The organism is uncultured Marivita sp. (genome assembly GCF_947488135.1).
In the GTDB taxonomy this organism is placed as follows: domain Bacteria; phylum Pseudomonadota; class Alphaproteobacteria; order Rhodobacterales; family Rhodobacteraceae; genus Marivita.
In genome coordinates this window covers 208,634-231,041 of the sequence record NZ_CANKYW010000007.1, presented here as the reverse complement: position 1 = coordinate 231,041, position 22,408 = coordinate 208,634, and the positions used below count along the sequence as shown (strand labels likewise).

The following is a 22,408-nucleotide window of genomic DNA, read 5'->3' as shown; positions in this document are numbered from 1 at the left end:
CCTTGGTTGGTCTCAGTAGCCGTTCGATTTGTCCACCGCCGCCGCCGGCCGCTGACCTGCTATGCAGGCGCGCACCGATTGCACAAGCGTGTCGGAGACAGCCTTGGGCGAGGTCACGGAGGCTTCATGCGGGGTGACGATGATGTTCGGATGGGTCCAGAACGGGTGATCCGGCGGCAGCGGTTCCTCGCGGAACACGTCGAGCGAGGCAGCCCCGATCCGGCCGCTGTCCAAAGCCGCTAGCAGATCGTCCTCGACCAGATGCTGCCCGCGCCCAAGCTGGATCAGGGCCGCGCCTTCGGGCATCTGCGCGAAGAGATCGGCGTTCAGGATGTTATGCGTGGCCTCGGTCAACGGCAGGATGTTGATGAGGATGTCCGATTGCGCGGCCACCTCCTGCACCGAGTCCGCACCCGAGATGCGGCTGACGCCTGGCGCGCTGTCGCCGTCGCTGCGGGTGGCGACGAAGACCGGAAAGCCCAACGCCGTCACCGCCTTTGCGATCGCCTGACCCATCAAACCGTACCCCAGAATGCCGACGCGCACCTGCGATGGCGGGCGCAGCGTCTTGATCGTGGTGCGGTCCCAAACCGTCTCGCGCTGTGCTTTCAGGTAATTGCCCATGTGACGGTGGTGCCAGACCACATGCCACGCGGCGAAACCCGCCATGATCGCGGCTTGCTCGTCGTCATGCACGCGGGTCACGGTCACATCTTCGGGCAAGCTCGGGTTGCGCAGCACCCCGTCGACACCGGCGGCGATCACCTGCACCAGCTCGATTTTCGGGTAGGCGTCGAACGCATCGGGCGCGGGCCGCCAGACCAGCGCGAAGCGGATGCGGGTGGGGTCCGGCACGTCCTTGGGGCGGTAGAGGCGCAGACCGGGCTGGTCTGCCACGGCATCGCCGAAGAGGTCGGGCAGGTCGAGATGGGTGCAGAGATAGACGCCCTCGATCACATCCTCCTGCGGTTTTAGGGCGGTCTGGCTCACAGCTGCGCCTCCTTCTGCTTGGCGAGTGCGGCTTCGTGCGCCTTGCCGGGGATAGCGTCCAGCAGCGATTGCGTATAGGCGGTTTGCGGATTGCCCAGAACCTGCGCCGAAGGCCCGAACTCGACCATCTCGCCGCGCTGCATCACGATGATGCGGTCGCAGACCTGCGCCGCGACGCGCAGATCGTGGGTGATGAAGATCATCGACAGGTTGAGCCGGTCCTTCAGATCGGCCAGCAGATCGAGCACCTGCGCCTGAATGGACACGTCGAGGGCCGAGACCGCCTCATCCGCGATGATCACCTCGGGATCGAGCGCCAAGGCCCGCGCGATACCGACCCGCTGGCGCTGACCGCCCGAGAATTCATGCGGAAAACGGTCCATCGCGGAGGGATCGAGGCCCACGACCGTCAGCAGCTCTTTCGCTTTCTCGCGCGCAGCAGCCTTGTCCTCGCCATAGGCGATCAGTCCTTCGGTCAGGATCGTACCGATCCGCGAGCGCGGGTTGAGCGAGGAATAGGGGTCCTGGAATACCATCTGGATGCGGCGGCGGTGCTGGCGCAGAGCGTCACCGGTGATCTTGGAAATGTCCCGCCCGCCGATCTCGACCACGCCGTTCTGCGGGGTGAGCAGCCGCACAAGGCAGCGGCCCAGCGTCGATTTTCCCGATCCGCTCTCGCCGACGATGCCGATGGTCTCGCCTTGGTAAAGATCGAACGTCGCCTTCTGCACCGCTTTCACGACACGCGGTTTCTTGAAGAACCCGCCGGTGCGGGTGGTGAAGGTCATGTCCAGATCGCGCACGCTCAGGATCGGTTGGGCGGTCTGTTCGACACTGTCGCGGAAGGTCAGTGCCGGGATCGCGTCGAGCAATGCGCGGGTGTAGGGGTGCGTCGGGTTCAGCAGAACGGTCTCGGCCTCGCCCGCTTCGACCACCTCGCCATGCTGCATGACGATCACGCGGTCGGCGATATCGGCGACGACGCCGAAATCATGCGTGATGAAGAGAACCGCCATGCCATGCCGCTTGCGCAGGTCTTCGATCAGATCGAGGATCTGCGCCTGCGTCGTCACGTCGAGCGCAGTTGTCGGCTCGTCCGCGATCAGGATCTTCGGCTCCAGCGCCAGCGCCATCGCGATCACGACGCGCTGACGCTGGCCACCGGAAAGTTGGAACGGATAGGCGCGGATCGTCTGGTCGGGGTCGGGCAGGCCGACCTCGTGCAGCAATTCCAGCGCGCGTTTGCGGCGTTCGGGTGGGGTGAGCAGATCATGCGCCTCGAACACCTCGGCGATCTGGTCACCGATCCGCATCAGGGGGTTCAGCGCGCTCAGCGGTTCCTGAAAGATCATCGAGATGTCCTTGCCGCGCAGGGCCATCATCTCGTCATCGCTCAGCGTCAGCAGATCGCGCCCCTTGAAGGTGATGCTGCCCGCTGAGGGCGTCACACCTTCGGGCAAGAGCCCCATCAGCGCATTGGCCGACATGGATTTGCCAGACCCGCTTTCGCCGACGATGCAGAGGATCTCGCCCTTGTCGAGCGTGAAGGACACGTCCTTGACCGCCAGCGCGCGATCCGCACCCTTGGGCAGAGCGATGGACAGGTTATCAATCGTCAAAAGGCTCATGACGTGCGCTTTCGCAGGCGTGGGTTCAGCGCGTCGTTCAGCCCTTCGCCGATCAGGTTCAGCGACAGAACGGTGAGCAGGATCGCCACGCCGGGAATGAAGCTCAGCCACCACGCGGTGCGCAGCACGGTGCGCGCGGCACCGATCATGTAGCCCCAGGACATCACGTTCGGATCGCCAAGGCCCAGGAAGGAGAGCGAGCTTTCCAGCAGGATCGCGGTGGCCACCATGAGCGAGGCCAGAACGATGATCGGCGGCAGGGCGTTGGGCAGCACCTGCCGCAGGATGATCCGCAGGTTGCTTTGGCCCGAGAGCGTCGCCGCCTCGACGAATTCGCGGTTGCGCAGGGACAGCACTTCGCCCCGCACCAGACGCGCAACGGGAGGCCAAGAGACGATGGCGATGGCGAGGATCACGTAAGCCAGCGTCGGCTGGAAGATCGCCAGCAGCACGATGGCGAGCGCGAAGCTCGGGATGGTCTGGAAGAACTCGGTGAACCGCATCAGCGCGTCATCGACCAGCCCGCCGTAATAGCCCGCCAGCGCGCCGATGGGGATGCCGATGGCCAGCGCCACCACGGTCGACACCAGCCCCACCAGCAGCGACACGCGCGCGCCGTGAAAGAGGCCCGACAGCACGTCGCGGCCCAACGCATCGGTGCCAAGCGGCAGGCCCTCCATCTCGAACGGCGGCAGGAATGGGCGCTGCACCATCGACCACGGGCTTCGCGGGAACAGGAACGGCGCGGCGATGGCGCAGATGATCACGATGGCGAGGATCACGAGGCCGATCACGGCGCCACGGTTTTGGCGGAAACGGGACCAGAACGCGCTCATTTCGTCAGCCTGATGCGGGGATCAACGATACCGTAGAGAATATCGGTGATGAGATTGAACAAAAGCACCATCGCGGCGGAGATGAAGAAGACGCCGAGGATCACGTTGTAATCCCGCTGGCTGATCGCCTCGAACATCAGCCGCCCGATGCCGGGCCATGCAAAGACCGTTTCGGTGAGGACTGCACCGCCGACGATCTGGCCCGCTTGCAGACCGGCCAGCGTGATGACCGGCAGCAAAGCGTTGCGCAGCACATGCCGCCGCTGGATCACCGAATTGCGCAGCCCCTTGGCGCGGGCGGTTTTGACGAAATCGAGCCGCGAGACTTCGAGCATCGAGGCCCGCGTCATACGCATGTAGATCGCGGTGAAGAAGAGGCCGAGCGTCGTCGCGGGCAGGATCAGGTGTTTGCCGATGTCCAGTACGCGGTCGATCCCGGTGTAATTCGCCCCGATGGTCTGGTAGCCGAAACCGGGCAGCCAGCCGAGCCAGACCGAGAACAAGAGCGACGCCATCAGCGCCACCCAGAAAAGCGGCGTGGCGTAGAACAGGAGCGCAAGGCTGGAGATTAGCGTGTCCCACCATGTGCCCTGCGTCTGCGCGGCAAGAACGCCAGCGGCGACGCCGATCACGATCGAGATGACGAAGGCGGTCGCGGTCAAAAGCAAGGTCGCAGGCAGGCGATCCCAGATCAGTTCCGCCACCGGCATCTGCTGGCGGTAGGAATAGCCCAGATCAAGCTGGATCGCGCCTTTCATGTAGTTCCAAAGCTGCACGGTGAACGGTTGGTCCAGTCCGAACCGTTCTCGCAGGTCCTGAAGAAACTTCTCATCCGCCGCACCGGCTTCGCCCGCCATGACCGCCGCCGGATCGCCGGGGGCGGCGTGGATCAGAACGAAGTTCAGCACGAGGATCGCCAGCAATATGAAAACGGCCTTCACTAGCCGCGCCGCGATGAAGCCTAGCACATCAAAGCCCTGTCATTGGTAGGTCACAAACCCCGCCGCACCCCGAGCAGAGGGCGCGGCGGTTCGGATCACGTCAGATCACTCGCGATCGAGCCACGCGTCGCGCATCCCGTCATTGACGCCGATGGCGGTGCTGACCGGGTTTTTCAGATCGCAGCGGTAGATCGTCGGGAACTGAAGCTCGAGCATCCAGGCGACAGGCACGTCATCGACGATGATGTTCTGTACCTCGGTATAGAGCTCCTGCCGCCGTTCGGCGGAAGCCTGCACCGCAGCCTCGGCAAAGAGATTGTCGACCTCTTCGTTCACATAGCCCGATACGTTGTTCCAGGGACTGCCCTTGGCGATGTTGGACGAGATATAGGTCCGCGCCACGCCGAGCGCCGGGTCGCCGTACTGGTAGAGGTAGGTGAAGGCGAGGTCGAAATCCCAATCGCCGACCTTCTGGTTCCAGCCCGCCACATCCGTTGCGACGATCTCTGACTCGATGCCCACTTCGGACAGGTTCTGCCGTGTCGCCTCGGCCCAACGTTGCCATGTCTCGCCATAGGGCAGGGGCAGGATTTGCAGGGTTTCGCCATCGTAATCGGACTGCGCGAGATACTCCTTGGCCTTCTCCGGGTCGAAGGAAATGTCCGGCGTGTCCGGCTCGTGAAAGCGCGTGACCGAGCTGACCGGACCCTTGGCGACGGTGCCGTTGCCGTTCCAGAGCGCGTCGCGGGCAAACTCGCGGTCAAGCGAATGCATCACCGCCTTGCGCAGGTTCTTGTCGGTCATCGGGCCTTCATGCATGTTCATCCACATCCACGAATGCGGACCGAAGAACTCCCAGCCGTCATTGGTGAAGCAGACGTTGTCCATCGCCGTCAGGCGCGGGATGTCGAAGTTTTCCACCGATCCGCCGGGCAGAAGATCGACCTGTCCCGTTTCGAAGGCCACCGCGCGGGAGGCGGCATCGGGGATCACCTGGTAGTAGATCTCGTCCAGGTAGGGCTTGCCCTCCATGTAATAATCTTCGTTCTTGACCAGATGAATATAGCTGCCGCGCACCCATTCTTCGAACTTGAAGGGGCCGGTGCCAATGGGCGTGTTGTTCGCCGGGTTGTTGGCGTAATCGGTGCCTTCGTAGATATGCTTGGGGATCATCGGCATGGTCCCGGCTTCGAAGATGCCAAGGAACGGGCCGAAGGGCTGTTTCAGGGTGAACACCACAGTCTTGTCGTCCGGCGCCTCGATGCTTTCGACATGAACGAGCGACGCACGCAAACGCGCGTGGGTCTCGCGCAGGAACTCATCGACCGAAAACACCACATCGGCAGAGGTGAACGGCTCGCCATCGTGCCAGACCACATCGTCCTGCAGCGTGAACGTATAGGTCAAACCGTCCTCGGACACCGTCCATTCCTTGGCCAGCGACGGCATCGGGTTCAGGTCTGTGTCGTAGCGCAGCAGGCTTTCGTAGATCTGCCCCGCAACCATCTGCGTCGGGCCGTTCTGGATCAGGCCCAGCATCAGGCCGGGCGGTTCCGGCTGGATCACCGCGTTGAGCGTGCCGCCGGATTTTGGCTCGTCCTGCGCGGCCAGCGCAGAGGCCATCGCAATCGCGGCGGCGGTCGTCAGGTATCGAAATGTCTTCATGGGTCGTCTCCCTGTTGATGGAGGTGAAACACCCGGCCTGACTTATTGCGACAGGTCCGGATAGTGCTTGAGCGCGAGGCGCAGATACGCCTCCCACTCGGGATCCGTGATGTCGGGATTGCCCCGATCCTTGGTCATGGATTCGTACTGTTTGGCCGTGAACTCGGCGAGGTCTTCGTTCACCGGATTCAGCGCGGCCCCGGACGACAGCAGCGCCAACTGCGCCTTGCAGGTGCGTTCGAGATTGTACATCAGCGCAAAGGCTTCGCCCACGGTGCCGCCGCAGGTCAGAAGCCCGTGGTTGCGCAGGATCATCGCCTTCGCGTCGCCCAGATCGGCCACCAGCCGTTCGCGTTCCGCCAGATCGAGCGCGATGCCTTCGTAGTCGTGGACGGCAACCCGGTTATAGAATTGCAAGGACCATTGGTTCAGCGGCAGGATACCATCCTTCATCGACGAGATCGCCACACCGGCCACCGTATGAGTGTGCAACACGCACCCCACTTCTGGCCGGGCTGCGTGAACGGCGCTGTGAATGGTGAAGCCAGCCGCGTTGATCCCTGCGTCGTATTCATCGCGGATGATGTTGCCGTCGAGATCGACCGTGACGAGGTTCGAGGCCGTCACTTCATCGAACCGCAACCCGAACGGGTTGATCAGGAAACCGTGCTCTGCCTCTTCTTTGGGCGCACGGGCGGAAATATGTGTGAAGATGCTGTCATCCAGCCCGAAATGCGCCACCAGCCGGTAGGCCGCGGCCAAGTGGAGCCGTTCAACGGGAATCGCGTCGATCGAGTCGTGCTTCATGGTCGGACAGCTCCAACATCGCAGATCGGCGTGGCAGGCTTGAAAACGCTGCATTTCCACGGCGGCGCACCGGGACACGCACAAGGGTTAGCACTCAAGTGAACTGAGCGTAGCAACGTGTTCGCGTTCTTGAAAATAGCCTTAAGCTATGTCTCGAAGTGTTTGGGTCTATGTCTCTTGCGGCGACATGGTCGCCAGGACCTCGTTGATGATGTCCAGGAAGGTCTGCTCGGCCGGGGTGAAATGGCGCGCTGGGTCTGCGACGAAATACATATCCGCCATAAGATCGGGCCCCGGCAGATCGAGCTGCCAAAGCGCCTCGTCCTGCAATTCCCGCGCGACGGCATGCACCGGCAGCACGCCGATACCAAGCCCGGCGATGATCATGCGGCACACCTCGGCGAAATCGCCGCTTGTTCCGCTGATGTTGCGCCCCAGGCCGGTGCTGTCGCGCAGGGCGATCATCGGCTCCGGCGCGCGGCCTTCGGCGTCGCAGGAAAACGAAATGAAGGGCATGTCGCGCAATTCGGTGAGCGACACATCGGTCTGCCCGAACAGCGGATGCTCGGCCCCGCAGAACACGCCATACCGCGCCCGCAGCAGCAGGTGACAGGTCAGGCGCGACAGGGGCCGCTGCATGAGACAGACGCCAAAGGGCACGATCCCCGACGCGACATTGTGCAGGATCGTATGGCTCGACGCGATCTGGATATCGAGCACGACCGACGGATGCCGCTGATGCATGAGCCGCAGGATTTCGTCGAAGAGATCGCTGCGGGCGCCGGTGACAACCTGCACCTTGACCGTTCCAACAAGCCCCGAATGCAGCGCCTTGAGTTTCTCCTCGGCGCGCAGCGAGGCCTCGAACATCTTTTCCACTTCGCTGAATAGGACCTGTCCGGCGGCAGTCAGTTCGAACTCTCTTTGACCGCGTTGAACAAGGGTTTGCCCCAAAGCCTTTTCCAACCGCTGCAAGGACGCGCTGACCGACGGTTGCGTCACGCCCTGCGCCTTGGCCGCGCGGGTGACACCCCGTTGCGAGGCGACGTAGTAAAAGCTGCGCAAAAGGCCCCAATTGTCACAGGACCCGGTCGCGTCGAGCGTCGGGGGAAGTGCCTTGTTCATTAGGCGGCCTCGCTCGTGACGAGCCGTTTGCGCAGTTCTGCGATCTGGTCGAGCATCGCCGGTTTGGCCGACACGATGTCCGCCTCAATGGCGCGCCGCGCGGCGGGGCCGTCCCGATCGGTCAATGCCTGCACGAGCGCGTGGTGATGCGCGTTCAAACCGGCTGGTTCGGTGTCGTAGTAACACGCGACCAGCGGTCCCATCTGGAGCCACAATCCCTTGAGGATGTTCTGCAATGTCGGCATCCCTGCCAGCGTGCTCAGCGCGAGGTGGAACTCCTGATTGCCCTCGGTGGCATCGGCCCAGCGGCGTTTCTCGATCGCCCGGTCGTTCCGCTCCAGAAGGCGGCGCAACGCGCGGATTTGCTCGGCGGTGGCGTTCTGCGCGGCCCGATCTGCCGCCAGCCCTTCCAGAGACAGGCGAATTTCCAGGATTTCCAGATAATTGGCCTCGGTCATCACGGGAACCCGGACATCCTTGGGCGACCGGTGCTCGAGCACGTTTTCCTGCGTCAACTGCTTGACCGCGTCGCGCACGGGGGTGCTGCTGACGCCAAGCTGATCGGCCAGCCCTCGGATCGTCAGCCGGTCATTGGGCCGCATCTGCCCCGTCAGCAGGGCCTTCGCGATCCGGTCATAGACCTGTTGGCCCAAAGGGTTGCGTCCGATGATATCCATTGCAGGTCCTGCCCCGTCATGCGCTCTTTGATGTATGATGCATCAAAACCCCTTGCCACGCCAGCCCTTCACCCGTTAGCAGTTGAAACAGACTCACCGACATTGCGAAAGATGTGCCCCATGGACCTGCGCCCCAATTCCGACGAAGCCCGCGACATCGCCTACCACTTCCACGGTTACACCAACGCCCGTGTGCACGAACAGAACGGTCCCATGATCATGGACCGGGGCGAGGGCGTCTATGTCTTCGACACGCAGGGCAAACGCTACATCGAAGGCATGGCGGGGCTTTGGAGCGTCGCTGTCGGGTTCAACGAGAAACGGCTGATCGACGCCGCAACGACGCAGATGCAGAAGCTGCCCTTCTATCACAACTTCGCCCACCGCTCGCACGGGCCCGCCATTGATCTGGCCGAAAAGCTGATCGGCATGGCGCCGGTGCCCATGAGCAAGGTGTTTTTCACAAATTCCGGGTCCGAGGCGAACGACACCATCCTCAAGATGCTGTGGTATCGGTCCAACAGCCTCGGCAAGCCGGAAAAGAAAAAGGTGATCTCGCGCATTCGGGGATATCACGGCGTCACGATAGCTGCCGCGTCGATGACCGGGTTGCCCTACAACCACAAGTCCTTCGACCTGCCGCTTCCGGGGATCCTGCACACCACCTGTCCGCACTATTGGCGCGAAGGGCAGGAGGGCGAAAGCGAGGAGCAGTTCGCGACGCGCTGCGCCGAGGATTTGGACGCCATGATCCAGGCCGAAGGCCCCGACACCATCGCCGCCTTCATTGCAGAGCCCGTGATGGGTGCGGGCGGGGTCGTGGTGCCGCCCAAGACCTATTGGGACAAAATCCAAAAGGTTCTGGGAAAGTACGACATCCTGCTGATCGCCGATGAGGTGATCTGCGGCTTCGGACGCACCGGCAAGATGTTCGGCTCGGAAACCTTCGCCATGAAGCCCGACATCATGACCATGTCCAAGCAGATCACCTCGTCCTACTTCCCGTTCTCCGCCTTCATGATGACCGAAGAGGTCTATGCCCCCATCGCCGACGAATCCGGTCGCATCGGGGTTCTGGGTCACGGCTACACCGCCGGGGCGCACCCGGTGGGCGCGGCGGTGGCGCTGGAGAACCTCAAGATCATCGAGGAACGCGATTTGGTGACAAATGCCGCCGAACGCGGTGCCGAATTGCAGGCCGGTCTGGCCAAGTTCACCGATCACCCGCTCGTGGGCGAAGCACGCGGTGTCGGGCTGATTGCGGCGCTGGAAATCGTAGTACCCGAGGGACGTGCCGAGGACTTCGCCCCCGGCAAACTCGGAGCGGCGCTGAACGCGCATTTCCTGAAAAACGGCCTGATCTCGCGCAACATGATGGACGCGATGGCCTTCTGCCCGCCTCTGATCGTCACGGCGGACCAGATCAAGGCGATCCTCTCGGCGGTCGAGCAAAGCCTCGACGGTTTCTCGGCCGAACTGGCCGCCTGAACCGATCTCAATCCCTTGGCCCCATGCAGGGCCAAGGGCACAACACGCCCGAAAAACCACAGATCACCTGACGTCATTTCGGACGCGCGGGCCACTTTGGCGTTGACTTGAAGCCCATCCCCTCTGTTCAGTTACGTCAACATAATGGCAGCAAAAAACCGCCGACGGGAGGACACCCTATGACTTTGAAGAAACTCGCCTTCGCGAGCACCATGCTTACGGGCCTTGCAGGTTTGGCCACGGCCGAAGAACTGCGCTTCGATGACCTTTACATCATCGGCGATTCTCTGAGCGATGCGGGCGCCTATTCGCAATCGGTGATCGCGGGCGGGATGGGTGCGCTGCCCGTTATCAACTACAAATTCCTGACCAACGCGCCGGACGGATCCTCCCTGACCTATGGCGAAGTTCTGGGACAAGAGCTTGGGCTGTCCCTTGGTCCGAACGTCTATTCGGGCGTACCCGCGGCAGGGCAGGGCGAGGTTGCGCTGGGCGGAACGATCTACGCCGAAGGCGGATCGCGCGTGACCGATCCGCAGGGCATCGGGTTCAATCCATCGCTGGGTATTACGACACGGTCGCTGTCCGAGCAGGTGGATCGCCTGCTCGCAGACCGTGCGGAATTCGGCGACAACGATCTGGTGATCCTCTGGGGCGGGGCCAACGACGTGTTCGCGCAGGCCGGTGCCGTCGGCGGCGGTCTGATCGCACCGCAGGACGCGGCGGCCAACATGGCGCAGGCCGCGAGCGAACTTGTCGGATTGGTCGAACGCGTCCGCGATGCAGGCGCTGAATCGGTGATCGTCGTCACCATCCCCGATATCGGCACCACCCCGTTCGGCATCGCATCCGGGCCGCAGGGGGCCGGTCTGCAAACGGCGCTGACCGATGCGTTCAACAACACCCTTCTGGCCTCGATCGGCGATCGCGCGGTGATCGTGGACAGCCAGAAGCTCTTGGGCGCGGTGCAGGCGGACCCGGCGAAATACGGCTTCACCGCTCCGAACGCCGCGGTTGTTCCGGCCTGTCCGGACACGGCGCTGAGCTGTGTGCAGGGCTTCAACGCCAGCGCCGACAGCGAGGACCGGGTGTTTGCCGATGGCGTTCACCCGACCACGGCGGCGCATCAGATCTTCGGCCAGGCCGCTTTCGCCGGGCTTCAAGCCGCGACCCAGACCGGGGCGATTTCCGTGGCGACGATGACCGCACTGCGCCAGCACGGACTGTCCATCGAGAACCGGATGAACCCCACGGTCCTGCGCACCACCGACGAGAACGGCAACGCACGCCGCCGCGAAGTGGGCGAGGTCGATGTCTACGCCAGCCTCGATATCGGGCGGTTCGAAGCCGACGCGCAGCAAGTCACTCCGGGCATCGAAGGGTCGACCAAGGTGCTCAAAGCGGGTGCCGATATCGCCGTGGCGCCCAATGCCACCATCGGTGCCGGGATCAGCCTCGACTACGGCGAAGTCGATTTCGACAATGACGCGGGCGGCTTCGACAGCGATCTGGTGATCGGTGTCGTGTTCGGCCAGATCGCGCTGTCGCCCAAATATTACCTGAACGCGGCCTTTGGCGGCGGGCGGATCGATGTCGATGACATCACCCGCAGCTTCACGCTTGGCCCCGCGACGGAACGCTATACCGCCGACACCGAAGGCAGCTATCGCTTTGCCCGGATCGGTGGCGGGGCGCTTTATTCGCTGAATGATCAGGTTCGGCTGAACCCGTTTGCGCATTACACATGGGAAAAGGTGTCGATCGACGGGTTTAACGAATCCAACGGCGCGGCAAGCCTGTCCTTCGGGGACACCGAATACGAATCGCGCCGGATCACGGCAGGTCTGTCGGCGATCTTTGCGCCCGAGAACATGGATGGCTGGCTCTTCAACCTGCGCGGCTCGGTCGAACATGATTTCAACGATGATCCGCTCGAAGTGTCGCTCGGCCCGGATGCCGATACGTTGGGCAGCGTCTCCGCACCGCGCCCGGACCAGACCTGGGGCTATATCTCGGGATCGGTGATCAAGGAATTCGGGTCAGGGTCGTTCCTCAGTCTGACGGGCGCGAGCTCTGTCGGACTGGATGGATCGCGCGGGTTCACTGGTGCGGTGAGGTACAAAATGACGTTCTGACGGGCAGGGGAGTTTTGCCCCACGCCTCTCGCAAAAGAAAAAGGCTGCCGGAGGGGCAGCCTTTTTTCTTTCGGGTTGGAGGGGCTTACCGCCCCCAGGACCGGACGGGACCGCAATCCATGTGCACGAAGTTGGAACCGGAGTAGCGACCGACACCGCCTGCCTTGCAGGCCGCCGCCGCGCGCGCCATCTGGTTGACCGAGCGCGAGTTGAGCCGCAGATCCGCAGCCTGGCCCTTGAGATGCAGCGAGTTCTTCGCCACGCCAGAGCTGCGCGCACGCAGCATTGCGTTGGTCTTCGGGCTGCGATAGCCGCTGAGAAGCATATAAGGTTCGGATGCGTCCATCAGGTTGTGCGCCGCTGCCATGATGTCGATCGCGCGCAGGTCGATGGATTTGACATCGTTCGTGCGCCAGTCGCGCATGAAGTGGTGGACTTCCCGAACAGCGTCCTCGATGTAATTGCCTTCAATCCAGTATATCATGTCGATGCGTTCGCCGGTACGGCCGGAATACATCTTGATCCGTCGGATATCCCCCCCACCTCGCAGGAAGCCTGCTGCATTTGCGAAGGTTGGCGCCGCGCTGACTGCTGTCGCTGCAAATGCAGCCAGCAATCCGCGACGCGTTAAGCCGCCAGATACCATGTCAGTCATAGTGAAGTGCCTGTCCCGTGTTCACTGTCGAATGTTTGCGTCGTTCCGCAAAACTGCCGAATGCCTGATTGTCTCAGCACTATGACACAACACGAATCTCAAAAAAACCTAAAGTTCCCAGAAAAATTTTTGATCAAGAGTTTTCGGCAAAATCCTGCTTAAGAAACATTTTTGTGTTAACTTTACGCTACACCTCCGACGGGCGATGCAGCCATGCCGCATATGCGTCAGAAAAGCTGCGAAAAACGCCTTTGTGAATGGACACTCCCCTCGAAGCGGCAAGAACGTTGAACCAAAAGACGAGTGATATGTTATTGTTAAGACTGACTGAGGAGAGCACTTGATGACCTACCGGAAATTCCTGCGCGGCGCGACGGCAATGGCGATTGTTGTCGCAAGTTACGCGTCGCCACAGGCGGCAGGCGCGGTGCAGGTCACGGCATTCCAGCAGGCCGTCGCCGAAAGCATGTCCGGCGACGATCAGGTCGCAGCCTTCTACCGCGATCGCGGGTTCGAGCCGATCTGGACCGGCGGCACAGACGCGGATCTCGAACGGCGCACCGCGTTGCTTGAAGCGTTGAGCATGGCCTCCTATCACGGTTTGCCGGCGTCGAAATACGATGCCGAGGCGCTCTTGTCCCGCATGGCCTCGGTGCGCGGCGGGTTCGAGCGTGGATCACTGGAGGTCGCTCTGACCGATCTCTACTTGGAGTTCGCCCGCGACTTGCAAACCGGTGTGATCGACACGCCGCGCCGCGTGCGCAGCGAGATCGTCCGCGAGATCCCCAAGCGCGAAACAAGTTATTACCTCACCGGATTGCTGTCCGAAAACCCGCGCGCGTTTCTCGCGTCGCTGGCTCCGCAATCGCAGGAATATGCCCGCCTGATGAAGGCGAAGATGCGTCTTGAGCACACGATCGCGCATGGCGGATGGGGCGCGACAGTTCCGGGCGGCAAGTACGAACCGGGCGATACCGGAGCGGGCGTCGTTGCGCTGCGCGACCGACTGATCGCCATGGGCTATCTCACCCGCACCGTCACCGCCCGCTACGACAGCGCGATCACCGATGCGGTGCGGCAGTTCCAGGAAGATCACGGCCTCACCGTGGACGGCGTGGTCGGAGGTGTGACGCTCGACCAGATCAACACCACGCCGCAGGACAGGCTGAAATCGGTCATCGTCGCGATGGAGCGTGAGCGCTGGTTGAACATGCCCGACGGGCTGGGTGATCGGCACATCCTCGTCAATATCGCGGATTTCCAAGCGCGCATTTTCGACGATGGCAAGCTGACCTTCGAGACGCGCTCGGTCGTCGGCCATCAGGACCGCGATCGGCAGACGCCTGAATTTTCGGACGAGATGGACCACATGGTCATCAACCCAAGCTGGTACGTCCCGCGGTCGATCATCGTCGGGGAATACCTGCCCAAGCTGCGCAGCAATCCCGGTGCCGTGTCTCATATTCAGATCACCGACAGCCGGGGCCGCGTGGTTTCGCGCAATCGCAGCTTTGCGGGTTATACTGCAAACACCTTTCCGTTTGCCATGCGCCAGCCTCCGGGGCCGCGCAATGCGCTGGGGACCGTGAAGTTCATGTTCCCTAACAAGTACAACATCTATCTACATGATACACCTGCAAAAAATCTTTTTTCGAGCGAGGTCAGAACCTACAGTCATGGCTGCGTCCGACTGAACGATCCGCACGATTTTGCCTATGCCCTGCTGGCGCGGCAAACCTCTGATCCCGTGGGCTTTTTCCATTCGCGGCTGCGCACGGGAAGTGAGACCCGGGTCAATCTGGACCAGCCCGTCCCGGTGCACCTGATCTATCGGACCGCGTTCACCACGGCGAAGGGTCACACCCAGTTCCGCCGCGACGTTTACGGGCGTGACGCCGCGATCTGGGATGCACTGAGCGCGGCAGGGGTGGAGATCGGCGGCGTTCGCAGCTAAACCTGCGGCCATCCAGGCCGGAGGCGGACATGCCCTTTACCATTGCGCAAATCGCTGACGCCCTTGGCATCCGTGCCGAGGGCGACCTGTCCCTGACCATCGACGCTGTTTCCGAACCCGCCACGGCCGGTCCGTCGGATCTGGCGCTCGCGATGAAACCCGAATTCGCCGAGCACCTCGCCGGTTGTCAGGCCAAAGCGGCGATGCTCTGGGATGGTGCGGACTGGCAATCCTACGGACTTGCCGCAGCCTTGCTTGCACCGCGCCCGCGCTACGCCATGTCGGGTTTGTCCGCGATGATGGATCCCGGCGCGGGGTATGCCGCAGGCATTCACCAAACGGCGGTGATCGACCCGACCGCGACCCTCGCCGACGATGTGTCGGTCGGCCCCTTCGCCGTGATCGGTGCGGACGCAGTGATCGGCGCAGGATCGGTCATCGGCGCGCAGGTCTTCATCGGGCAGGGCGCGCAGATCGGGCAGGGCGCGCTGCTGCATCCCGGTGTGAAGATCGGCCACAATGTCACCATCGGCGACCGCTTCATCGCGCATTTCGGCGCAGCCGTGGGCGCGGACGGATTTTCCTTTGTCACACCCGAACCGTCTGCTGCCGAAAAGGTACGTGAAACGCTGGGCAATCAGTCCGGCGCCACCGCGCAACCCTATGCCCGCATCCATTCGCTGGGCGGTGTCACCATCGGCGACGATGTGGAGCTTGGCGCCAATTCCTGCATCGACCGGGGCACAGTGCGTGCCACGCAAGTCGGCAATGGCTGCAAGTTCGACAACCTCGCCCAGATCGGCCACAACGTGGTGATCGGCAACGATTGTCTGATCTGCGCGCAGGTCGGCATCGCCGGGTCGAGCCGCATCGGCAACAACGTGGTGCTGGGCGGTCAGACCGGTGTCAGCGACAACCTGTTCATCGGCGACAACGTCATAACCGGCGGGGCCACCAAGGTGCTGTCCAACGTGCCCGCGGGCCGCGTCATGCTGGGCTATCCGGCGATGAAGATGGAGACGCAGCTGGACCTTTATAAACAGCTTCGCCGTCTGCCGCGTCTGATCGCCGATGTGGCGGCGCTTAAGAAAGCGGTTTCAAAGAACGACCCGAGTGACTAAATCACGGGCGGAAACGCAACCAGCTTCCGGGATAAGCAGATGAGCGTGCAGGACAGGGTCATACGCATCATTGCGGAACAGGCCATGATCGAACCGTCGGACGTGTCCATGACGGATACGATGCAGGATCTGGGCATCGACAGCATGGGGCTCGTGGAATGTATCTTCGCGCTGGAAGAAGAGTTCGACATCGACGTGCCGTTCAACGCCAATGAACCGGGCAAGAGCGATTTCGACATCTCCTCCGTGGCCTCCGTTGTCGCCGGGGTCGAGGGCCTCATCGCCCGGCAAAAGGGCTGATCACCCATGAAGCGCGTGGTCATCACCGGGGCAGGCACCGTCAACGCGCTGGGGCTGAACGTGCCGGACACGCTGGAGGCGATGCGCGAAGGGCGCTGCGGGATCGGGCCGCTGTCGTTTCAGGACGTGGAGCGTCTGGCCATCCAGATCGGCGCGCAAGTGCATGATTTCGACGAAACCAAGCTCTTCAACCGGCAGCAATTGTCGCTGTACGACCGCTTCACCCAGTTCACCCTGATCGCCGCACGCGAGGCGCTGGCGCAAGCCGGGTTGGAGTTCTCGGGCGAATTGGCCGCGCGCTCGGGTGTCGTGCTGGGCAATTCCGGTGGCGGGATGACCACGCTGGATGAGAATTACCGCAGCGTCTACGAGGACGGCAAGAACCGGGTGCATCCCTTTGTCGTCCCGAAGCTGATGAACAACGCCGCCGCGTCCCACGTGTCGATGGAGTTCAACCTCAAAGGGCCAAGCTTCACCGTCTCAACCGCCTGCGCGTCCTCCAATCACGCCATGTCGCAGGCGTTTCAGATGGTGCATGGCGGATCGACGCCGGTGATGATCACGGGCGGGTCGGAATCCATGCTGTGTTTCGGCGGTGTGAAGGCGTGGGAAGGGCTGCGCGTCATGTCCAAGGACGCCTGCCGCCCTTTCAGCGCCAATCGCAACGGCATGGTACAGGGCGAAGGGGCAGGCGTTTTCGTGTTCGAAGAGTACGAGCATGCCCGCAAGCGCGGCGCGGATATCCTGGCCGAGGTGGTCGGGTTCGCCATGACCTCGGACGCGTCGGACATCGTGATGCCATCCAAAAACGGCGCCGCGCGCGCCATTGCCGGGGCGTTGCACGACGCGAAGCTGAACCCCGAGGACGTGGGCTACATCAACGCCCACGGCACCGGCACGGCGGCGAACGACAAGACCGAATGCGCGGCGGTGGCGGACGTGTTCGGGGCCCATGCCGACCGGCTGATGATCTCGTCCACCAAATCCATGCACGGCCATTGCATCGGCGGCACCGGCGCGATCGAGCTTCTGGCCTGTATCATGGCCCTGCGCGATGGCGTGGTGGCGCCCACCATCGGTTACGAGGAACCGGACCCCGAATGCGCGCTCGACGTGGTGCCCAACGTTGCGCGCGACGCCAAGGTGGACGTGGCCCTGTCCAACGCCTTCGCCTTCGGCGGGCTCAACGCGGTTCTGGCGCTGCGGCGGGTCTGAGCGGACCTGCATTTTCGAAAATGCAGGCGAGAGCCTTCGAAGGCTCTGGTCACGTAGCGAACGCCGGATTTCCATGTCATTAACGGCCGTGACGCACCTTCCCCGGCACAAAAGCTTTTGAGCGGGAAGGGTCACTCCCATGCCGCGACACCACAGAACTGACCCTCTCTTGATCCCCTAATCGGGGCGACCATGAGAAACCGGTTTCACGAAGGCCCCGAAAGGGGCACAGGTCACGGGGGCAGCCCCGGCAGAATGAGAGAACGGTCAGGCCACAGAGCGGCGCCGCTTCTTCTTCAAATCAACCGTCATCCTCGGGCTTGACCCGAGGACCGCAAGCCGAAGAGATCCTCGGGTCAAGCCCGAGGATGACGATGAAACGTGTCCAACAGTTCCTCGGGTCAAGCCCGAGGACGACGCAGACGCGTGTCCGTTGCGCCCCATTGCACTTTGCCGAAACCCGTGGCCATCTGCGGTCATGACCTTTGCCAGCCGCATCTCCCGTCTTCCGTATGCCTTTGATCCTGAGCAGGGCGCCGATGCGCTTGCCGCGGCACCCTGGGCCACCGCTGATGTGGCCAATCTGATCGACGGGGCGTGCGGGTGCAGCCCCTATCTCAAGTCCCTGACCGAAAAGGAAAGCGACTGGCTCGAGCGGGCGCTCGACGATCCCGAAACCGCCCTGACCGATGAACATACGGGGCTGCGAGGTACCGCGCCCGATGCCTTGCCCTCGCGGCTGCGGCAGGCCAAGCGGCGCGTGGCGCTCTTGACCGGGTTGGCCGATCTCGCCGGTGTCTGGCCGCTCGAGACGGTCACGCAGGCGCTGACCGATTTTGCCGACCTCGCGGTGCATCTGGCCCTGCGCGCCACCATCCGCCACGAGATCAAGCGCGGCAAGCTGCCGGGCCAGACCGAAGACGACGCCGAAGTGGCAGGCGGCATGGTGGCGCTCGCGATGGGCAAGATGGGCGGGGGAGAGCTGAATTACAGCTCGGACGTGGACCTGATCTGTCTTTTCGACGAAACCCGGTTCGAACCAGATGACTATCACGAGGCCCGCTCCAGCTTTGTCCGCGCCACCCGCAAGATGTGTGCGATGCTGAGCGACATCACCGGCGAAGGCTACGTGTTCCGCACCGACTTGCGGCTGCGGCCTGATCCGTCGGTCACGCCAGTATGCCTCGCCATGGAGGCGGCGGAGCGGTATTACGAAAGCCTCGGTCGGACATGGGAACGCGCCGCCTATATCAAGGCGCGGGCCTGCGCCGGGGATACCGTGGCGGGGCAGAAGTTTCTCAAGACGCTGACACCCTTCGTCTGGCGCAAGCATCTGGATTTCGCCGCCATCGAAGACGCGCATGACATGGTGCGCAAGATCCGCGATCACAAGGGGCTGGCAGGGCCGATCACGTTGCCGGGACACAATATGAAGCTCGGACGCGGCGGCATTCGCGAGATCGAGTTCTTCACCCAGACCCGGCAGATCATCGCGGGCGGCCGCGATCCCGACCTGCGGGTGCGCGGCACCGTGCCGGGGCTGGCGGTTCTGGCCGACAAGGGCTGGGTACCGCAGGACGTGGCCGAGACCCTGACCACACATTACCGCGCGCATCGCGAGGTGGAACACCGGGTGCAGATGCTGCGCGATGCGCAGACGCACGACCTGCCCAAATCCAAAGCTGGCTTTGACCGGCTTGCGGCCTTCATGGGCACCGATCGCGACACGCTCCAGCGGAGCCTGACCGAGCGGCTGGAAGAGGTGCACACGTTGACCGAAGGGTTCTTCGGCGGAGACAGTGCCCCATCGCGGGCGAGCGCCGTGCCGGATGAGCTCGAGAACTCCGAGATCGTCAGCCGTTGGCGCACCTATCCCGCGCTGCGGTCGGCGCGGGGAAGCGGCATTTTCGAACGGCTGAAGCCCGAGATCCTTGGACGGCTCGCCAAGACCTCGCACCCGATGGATGCGCTTTCGGCCTTTGACGGCTTCCTGAGCGGGCTGCCTGCCGGTGTGCAGGTGTTCTCGCTCTTCGAGGCCAATCCGCAGCTGATCGACCTTTTGATCGACATTGTCGGCGTGTCTCCCGAACTGGCGAAATACCTGTCGCGCAATGCGTCGGTGTTCGACGCGGTGATCGGCGGGGATTTCTTTGCCGACTGGCCGGGGCAGGAGGTGTTGCGCGGCGCCTTGAGCGATCTTCTGGCGCGCGAGGGCGATTACGAGAACAAGCTGAACACTGCCCGGCGCTGGGGCAAGGAATGGCATTTCCGTATCGGCGTCCACCTGCTGCGCGGATTGATCGGGGCCGAGGAGGCCGGCGCGCAATATGCCGATCTGGCCGATGCGACGCTGGGCGCGCTGGCCCCCGAGGTCCATACCGAATTCGCCCGCAAGCACGGCCCCTGTCCGGGGCGCGGGGCGGTCGTCGTGGGCATGGGAAGTCTCGGATCGCGGCGGCTGCACTCGCGGTCCGATCTGGACCTGATCGTGATCTACGATCCCGGCGAGGCCGAGATGTCCGAGGGCCGACGCCCGCTGGCGACACGCCCCTATTACGCGCGACTGACGCAGGCGTTGATCACCGCCGTGACCGCGCCGATGGCCGAGGGGCGGATCTACGAGATCGACATGCGCCTGCGTCCTTCGGGCAATCAGGGGCCGGTGGCGACCAGTCTGGCGTCGTTCCGCACCTACCAGAAGAACGACGCTTGGGTCTGGGAACATCTGGCCCTGACCCGCGCGCGCTGCGTTGCCGGGCCTGGTCCCGTGGCGCGCGATGTGGCGCAGGTGCAGGCAGAGGTCCTGTTGGCCCCGACCGAACAGGACGCCGTCTTGCGCGAGGTGGCGATCATGCGCAACCGGATCGCGGCGGCCAAGGGGGGCGGCGATCCGTGGGATGCCAAGCTGGGGCAGGGGCGGTTGCAGGACATCGAACTTGTGGCGCAGGCGGCGGCGGTACTTGCGGGCCAGCCCTTGGGCACCGTGCCGGATGCGCTGGCGCGCGGCGCGGACTGCGGATGGTTGACGTCCGAGGACGCGGAGGCGCTGTCAGAAGCGTATCGGCTGTGCTGGTCGCTGCAAATCGGGTCGCGGCTGATCTCGGAAACCACGGTGACGCCCGAACGCGACACCAGCGCGGCGTCGGAATTCCTTTGCCGGATCACCGGCACGGACAGCATCGACGGGTTGCAGGAGCTGCTGGACCAGAAGACGCGTCACGCCGCCGAGGTGATCCGCCGTGTGCTGCCCGACGTGACCGAGGAGGCCTAGGCGATGCGCAAGGGGGATGCCACCGATCCCAAGGGTCTGATCGCGGAGGCGTACAAGATCGACGGGATCACCTACGAGGAATGCCGGTCGATCTTCCTTGACTGGGCACTCGCGGTGCCGGTGGACGCGGATACGGCGGTGCTGATCGGAACGCTGTTGGAGCGGCACGGCGTCGAGGGCCACCCGATGACGGAGGTGCTGACCGAAGGACGGACCTCCGCGACTGCACCGCGTCGGCGCGGCGGTTGGAAAGGTCGGCGGAGTTGAGGCGCCGGATCAGACGGCTGCAAGCCCCGCATTGGTGTTGAGCAGGAACTGCGTGAAGATCGGGCTGCTGGCGGCTCCGATGGCGCGGGCGTTGCCGCCGATGCTCCCCGGTTCGATCAACGGCGGGATCAGGCCGCGCGTGTCCTGATTGACGAGGTAGCGGCGGACCCTTTCCACTAACTCGGTGCGGACGGGTTCAGGGAAGGCGCCGTCGATCAGCACGGCCTCGAAATCGATCACGGCGCAGACCGAGAGCGACGCCTTGGCCAACTCCTGTGCCGTCTCACCGATCCACGGATCGACATAGCGGGCCAGGTCGCGCCAGTCCTGTGGCTGATTCCACAACACGCGCGGGTCGATGCCCGCCTGCACAAGGCGCTCTTCCAGAAGATGGATCGAGGCCACGTCGATCAGTTGCTGACTTTCGCCCAAAGGTCCGGTGCTGCGCAGAGACCCCAGCGCGCCGGCGTTGCCCTGGTTGCCTTCGAATACCGTATCGTTGACCACGACGCCGCCGCCGACGAAAGAGCCGATGAAGAAATAGGCGTAATCCCGAAACCCGTGATTGCGCCCGTAAAGATGTTCGGCCCGGCAGGCGGCGGTGGCGTCATTGACCGGGAACACGGGCAGGTCACTGAAGGGGGCCACCATCTCGGCGTAGTCGAGATCCTTCCAGGATTTGAACCGCTGCGACGGCGCGCCGATCAGGTCGTTCCATTTCCAAAGCTCGAACGGAGCGGCGATGCCGATCCCGCACACGCGGTCGCGCGCCTCCGAGTCCAGATCGCTGAGGAGCGTTGCCATGCCCGTTTCGAGAAAGGAAAACACCTCGTCGGGCAGGGGGTAGGAGTAGGCGGTGGAGACCTGCGCGCGCACATTGCCGGTGAAATCCAGCAAGAGCAGATCCGCGCTGCGCCGACCGATCTTGAGACCCAGGGACAGCACGCCATCCGGCGAAAGCTCCATCGGGATCGATGGTTTGCCGACCTTGCCGCGCATCGGCTCGCCACGGCGCAAAAAGCCGTCCTGTTCGAGTTTTCGGAAGATAACCGACACGGTTTGCGGCGACAGGCCGGTCAGTCGAGCGAGTTCAATTCCGGGCATCGGGCCACGGCGCTGGAGCATCGACAGAAGCAGGCGTTCGTTGTGGTTGCGCACCCCGCTCTGGTTCACGCCGCCACTGGCCGTTCTGATCTTTCCACCATCCATGGCGCGACGTTATCCCGCGAAGCCTTCGAAGGTAAGATGGCAGAGATTATTTAATAAATAAAGTTTATTTATTTATTGACAGGCGCGCGGATATCTGGCCTTTTCAGCCCAACCTGTAGCGCTC

Annotated in this window: 18 protein-coding genes; 8 read left to right on the top strand and 10 right to left on the bottom strand. The window is 63.2% G+C overall.

Features of this window, described 5'->3' with window-relative positions; genetic code table 11:
* Positions 1-12: 12 nt before the first annotated feature.
* The 8 genes from Q1B16_RS18290 to Q1B16_RS18255 form a co-directional block, all read right to left on the bottom strand.
* Entirely contained in the window at positions 13-990 is a 978-nt protein-coding gene (locus Q1B16_RS18290) for a glyoxylate/hydroxypyruvate reductase A (RefSeq protein ID WP_299792289.1), read from the bottom strand.
* Entirely contained in the window at positions 987-2,618 is a 1,632-nt protein-coding gene (locus Q1B16_RS18285; protein WP_299792286.1) for an ABC transporter ATP-binding protein, read from the bottom strand. The genes Q1B16_RS18290 and Q1B16_RS18285 overlap by 4 nt, the downstream gene beginning before the upstream one ends.
* Positions 2,615-3,454, bottom strand: coding sequence for an ABC transporter permease (locus tag Q1B16_RS18280; RefSeq protein WP_299792283.1), 840 nt, complete (start codon positions 3,452-3,454; stop codon positions 2,615-2,617). The genes Q1B16_RS18285 and Q1B16_RS18280 overlap by 4 nt, the downstream gene beginning before the upstream one ends.
* Entirely contained in the window at positions 3,451-4,422 is a 972-nt protein-coding gene (locus Q1B16_RS18275) for an ABC transporter permease (protein WP_299792280.1), read from the bottom strand. The genes Q1B16_RS18280 and Q1B16_RS18275 overlap by 4 nt, the downstream gene beginning before the upstream one ends.
* A 78-nt stretch (positions 4,423-4,500) precedes the next feature.
* The gene (locus tag Q1B16_RS18270) at positions 4,501-6,060 is read right to left on the bottom strand and encodes an ABC transporter substrate-binding protein (RefSeq protein ID WP_299792277.1); all 1,560 of its coding nucleotides are present in this window, start codon (positions 6,058-6,060) and stop codon (positions 4,501-4,503) included.
* A 42-nt stretch (positions 6,061-6,102) separates the two neighbouring features.
* Positions 6,103-6,867 carry a class II aldolase/adducin family protein gene (locus tag Q1B16_RS18265; RefSeq protein ID WP_299792274.1) on the bottom strand — a complete coding sequence of 255 codons (765 nt, stop codon included), beginning with the start codon at positions 6,865-6,867 and terminating at the stop codon, positions 6,103-6,105.
* Positions 6,868-7,035: 168 nt separating this feature from the next.
* Entirely contained in the window at positions 7,036-7,992 is a 957-nt protein-coding gene (locus Q1B16_RS18260; RefSeq protein ID WP_299792271.1) for a LysR family transcriptional regulator, read from the bottom strand.
* Complete coding sequence (locus Q1B16_RS18255) at positions 7,992-8,669, bottom strand: GntR family transcriptional regulator (protein ID WP_299792268.1); 678 nt, start codon at positions 8,667-8,669, stop codon at positions 7,992-7,994. Before Q1B16_RS18255 ends, Q1B16_RS18260 begins: the two co-directional genes overlap by 1 nt.
* A 120-nt stretch (positions 8,670-8,789) precedes the next feature.
* Here Q1B16_RS18255 and Q1B16_RS18250 point away from each other — a divergent pair, with 120 nt between their 5' ends.
* Together Q1B16_RS18250 and Q1B16_RS18245 are read left to right on the top strand one after the other, a co-directional pair.
* Positions 8,790-10,157: an aspartate aminotransferase family protein gene (locus Q1B16_RS18250; protein ID WP_299792265.1), complete on the top strand. Its 1,368-nt coding sequence runs from the start codon at positions 8,790-8,792 to the stop codon at positions 10,155-10,157.
* Between the two features lie 179 nt (positions 10,158-10,336).
* The gene (locus Q1B16_RS18245; protein ID WP_299792262.1) at positions 10,337-12,292 is read left to right on the top strand and encodes an autotransporter domain-containing protein; all 1,956 of its coding nucleotides are present in this window, start codon (positions 10,337-10,339) and stop codon (positions 12,290-12,292) included.
* A gap of 85 nt (positions 12,293-12,377) precedes the next feature.
* On the opposite strand, the gene Q1B16_RS18240 is transcribed toward Q1B16_RS18245, so the two are convergent.
* Complete coding sequence (locus Q1B16_RS18240) at positions 12,378-12,947, bottom strand: DUF882 domain-containing protein (RefSeq protein WP_299792259.1); 570 nt, start codon at positions 12,945-12,947, stop codon at positions 12,378-12,380.
* Positions 12,948-13,290: 343 nt separating this feature from the next.
* Between Q1B16_RS18240 and Q1B16_RS18235 the strand changes: the two genes are divergently transcribed.
* The 6 genes from Q1B16_RS18235 to Q1B16_RS18210 all read left to right on the top strand — a co-directional run bounded on the left by Q1B16_RS18235 (position 13,291) and on the right by Q1B16_RS18210 (position 21,075).
* Positions 13,291-14,901, top strand: coding sequence for a L,D-transpeptidase family protein (locus Q1B16_RS18235; RefSeq protein ID WP_299792257.1), 1,611 nt, complete (start codon positions 13,291-13,293; stop codon positions 14,899-14,901).
* Between the two features lie 29 nt (positions 14,902-14,930).
* Positions 14,931-16,022, top strand: coding sequence for a UDP-3-O-(3-hydroxymyristoyl)glucosamine N-acyltransferase (gene lpxD, locus Q1B16_RS18230; protein ID WP_299792254.1), 1,092 nt, complete (start codon positions 14,931-14,933; stop codon positions 16,020-16,022).
* Between the two features lie 39 nt (positions 16,023-16,061).
* Positions 16,062-16,322 (top strand): phosphopantetheine-binding protein, encoded by a 261-nt coding sequence (locus Q1B16_RS18225; protein WP_299792251.1) that lies wholly within the window; start codon positions 16,062-16,064, stop codon positions 16,320-16,322.
* A gap of 6 nt (positions 16,323-16,328) precedes the next feature.
* Complete coding sequence (locus Q1B16_RS18220) at positions 16,329-17,537, top strand: beta-ketoacyl-[acyl-carrier-protein] synthase family protein (RefSeq protein ID WP_299792248.1); 1,209 nt, start codon at positions 16,329-16,331, stop codon at positions 17,535-17,537.
* Between the two features lie 478 nt (positions 17,538-18,015).
* Positions 18,016-20,808, top strand: a complete 2,793-nt coding sequence (locus Q1B16_RS18215; RefSeq protein ID WP_299792245.1) for a bifunctional [glutamine synthetase] adenylyltransferase/[glutamine synthetase]-adenylyl-L-tyrosine phosphorylase — start codon at positions 18,016-18,018, stop codon at positions 20,806-20,808.
* A gap of 3 nt (positions 20,809-20,811) precedes the next feature.
* Positions 20,812-21,075: a hypothetical protein gene (locus Q1B16_RS18210; RefSeq protein ID WP_299792242.1), complete on the top strand. Its 264-nt coding sequence runs from the start codon at positions 20,812-20,814 to the stop codon at positions 21,073-21,075.
* A gap of 9 nt (positions 21,076-21,084) precedes the next feature.
* On the opposite strand, the gene Q1B16_RS18205 is transcribed toward Q1B16_RS18210, so the two are convergent.
* Positions 21,085-22,284: an ROK family transcriptional regulator gene (locus tag Q1B16_RS18205; protein WP_299792239.1), complete on the bottom strand. Its 1,200-nt coding sequence runs from the start codon at positions 22,282-22,284 to the stop codon at positions 21,085-21,087.
* Positions 22,285-22,408 lie beyond the last annotated feature (124 nt).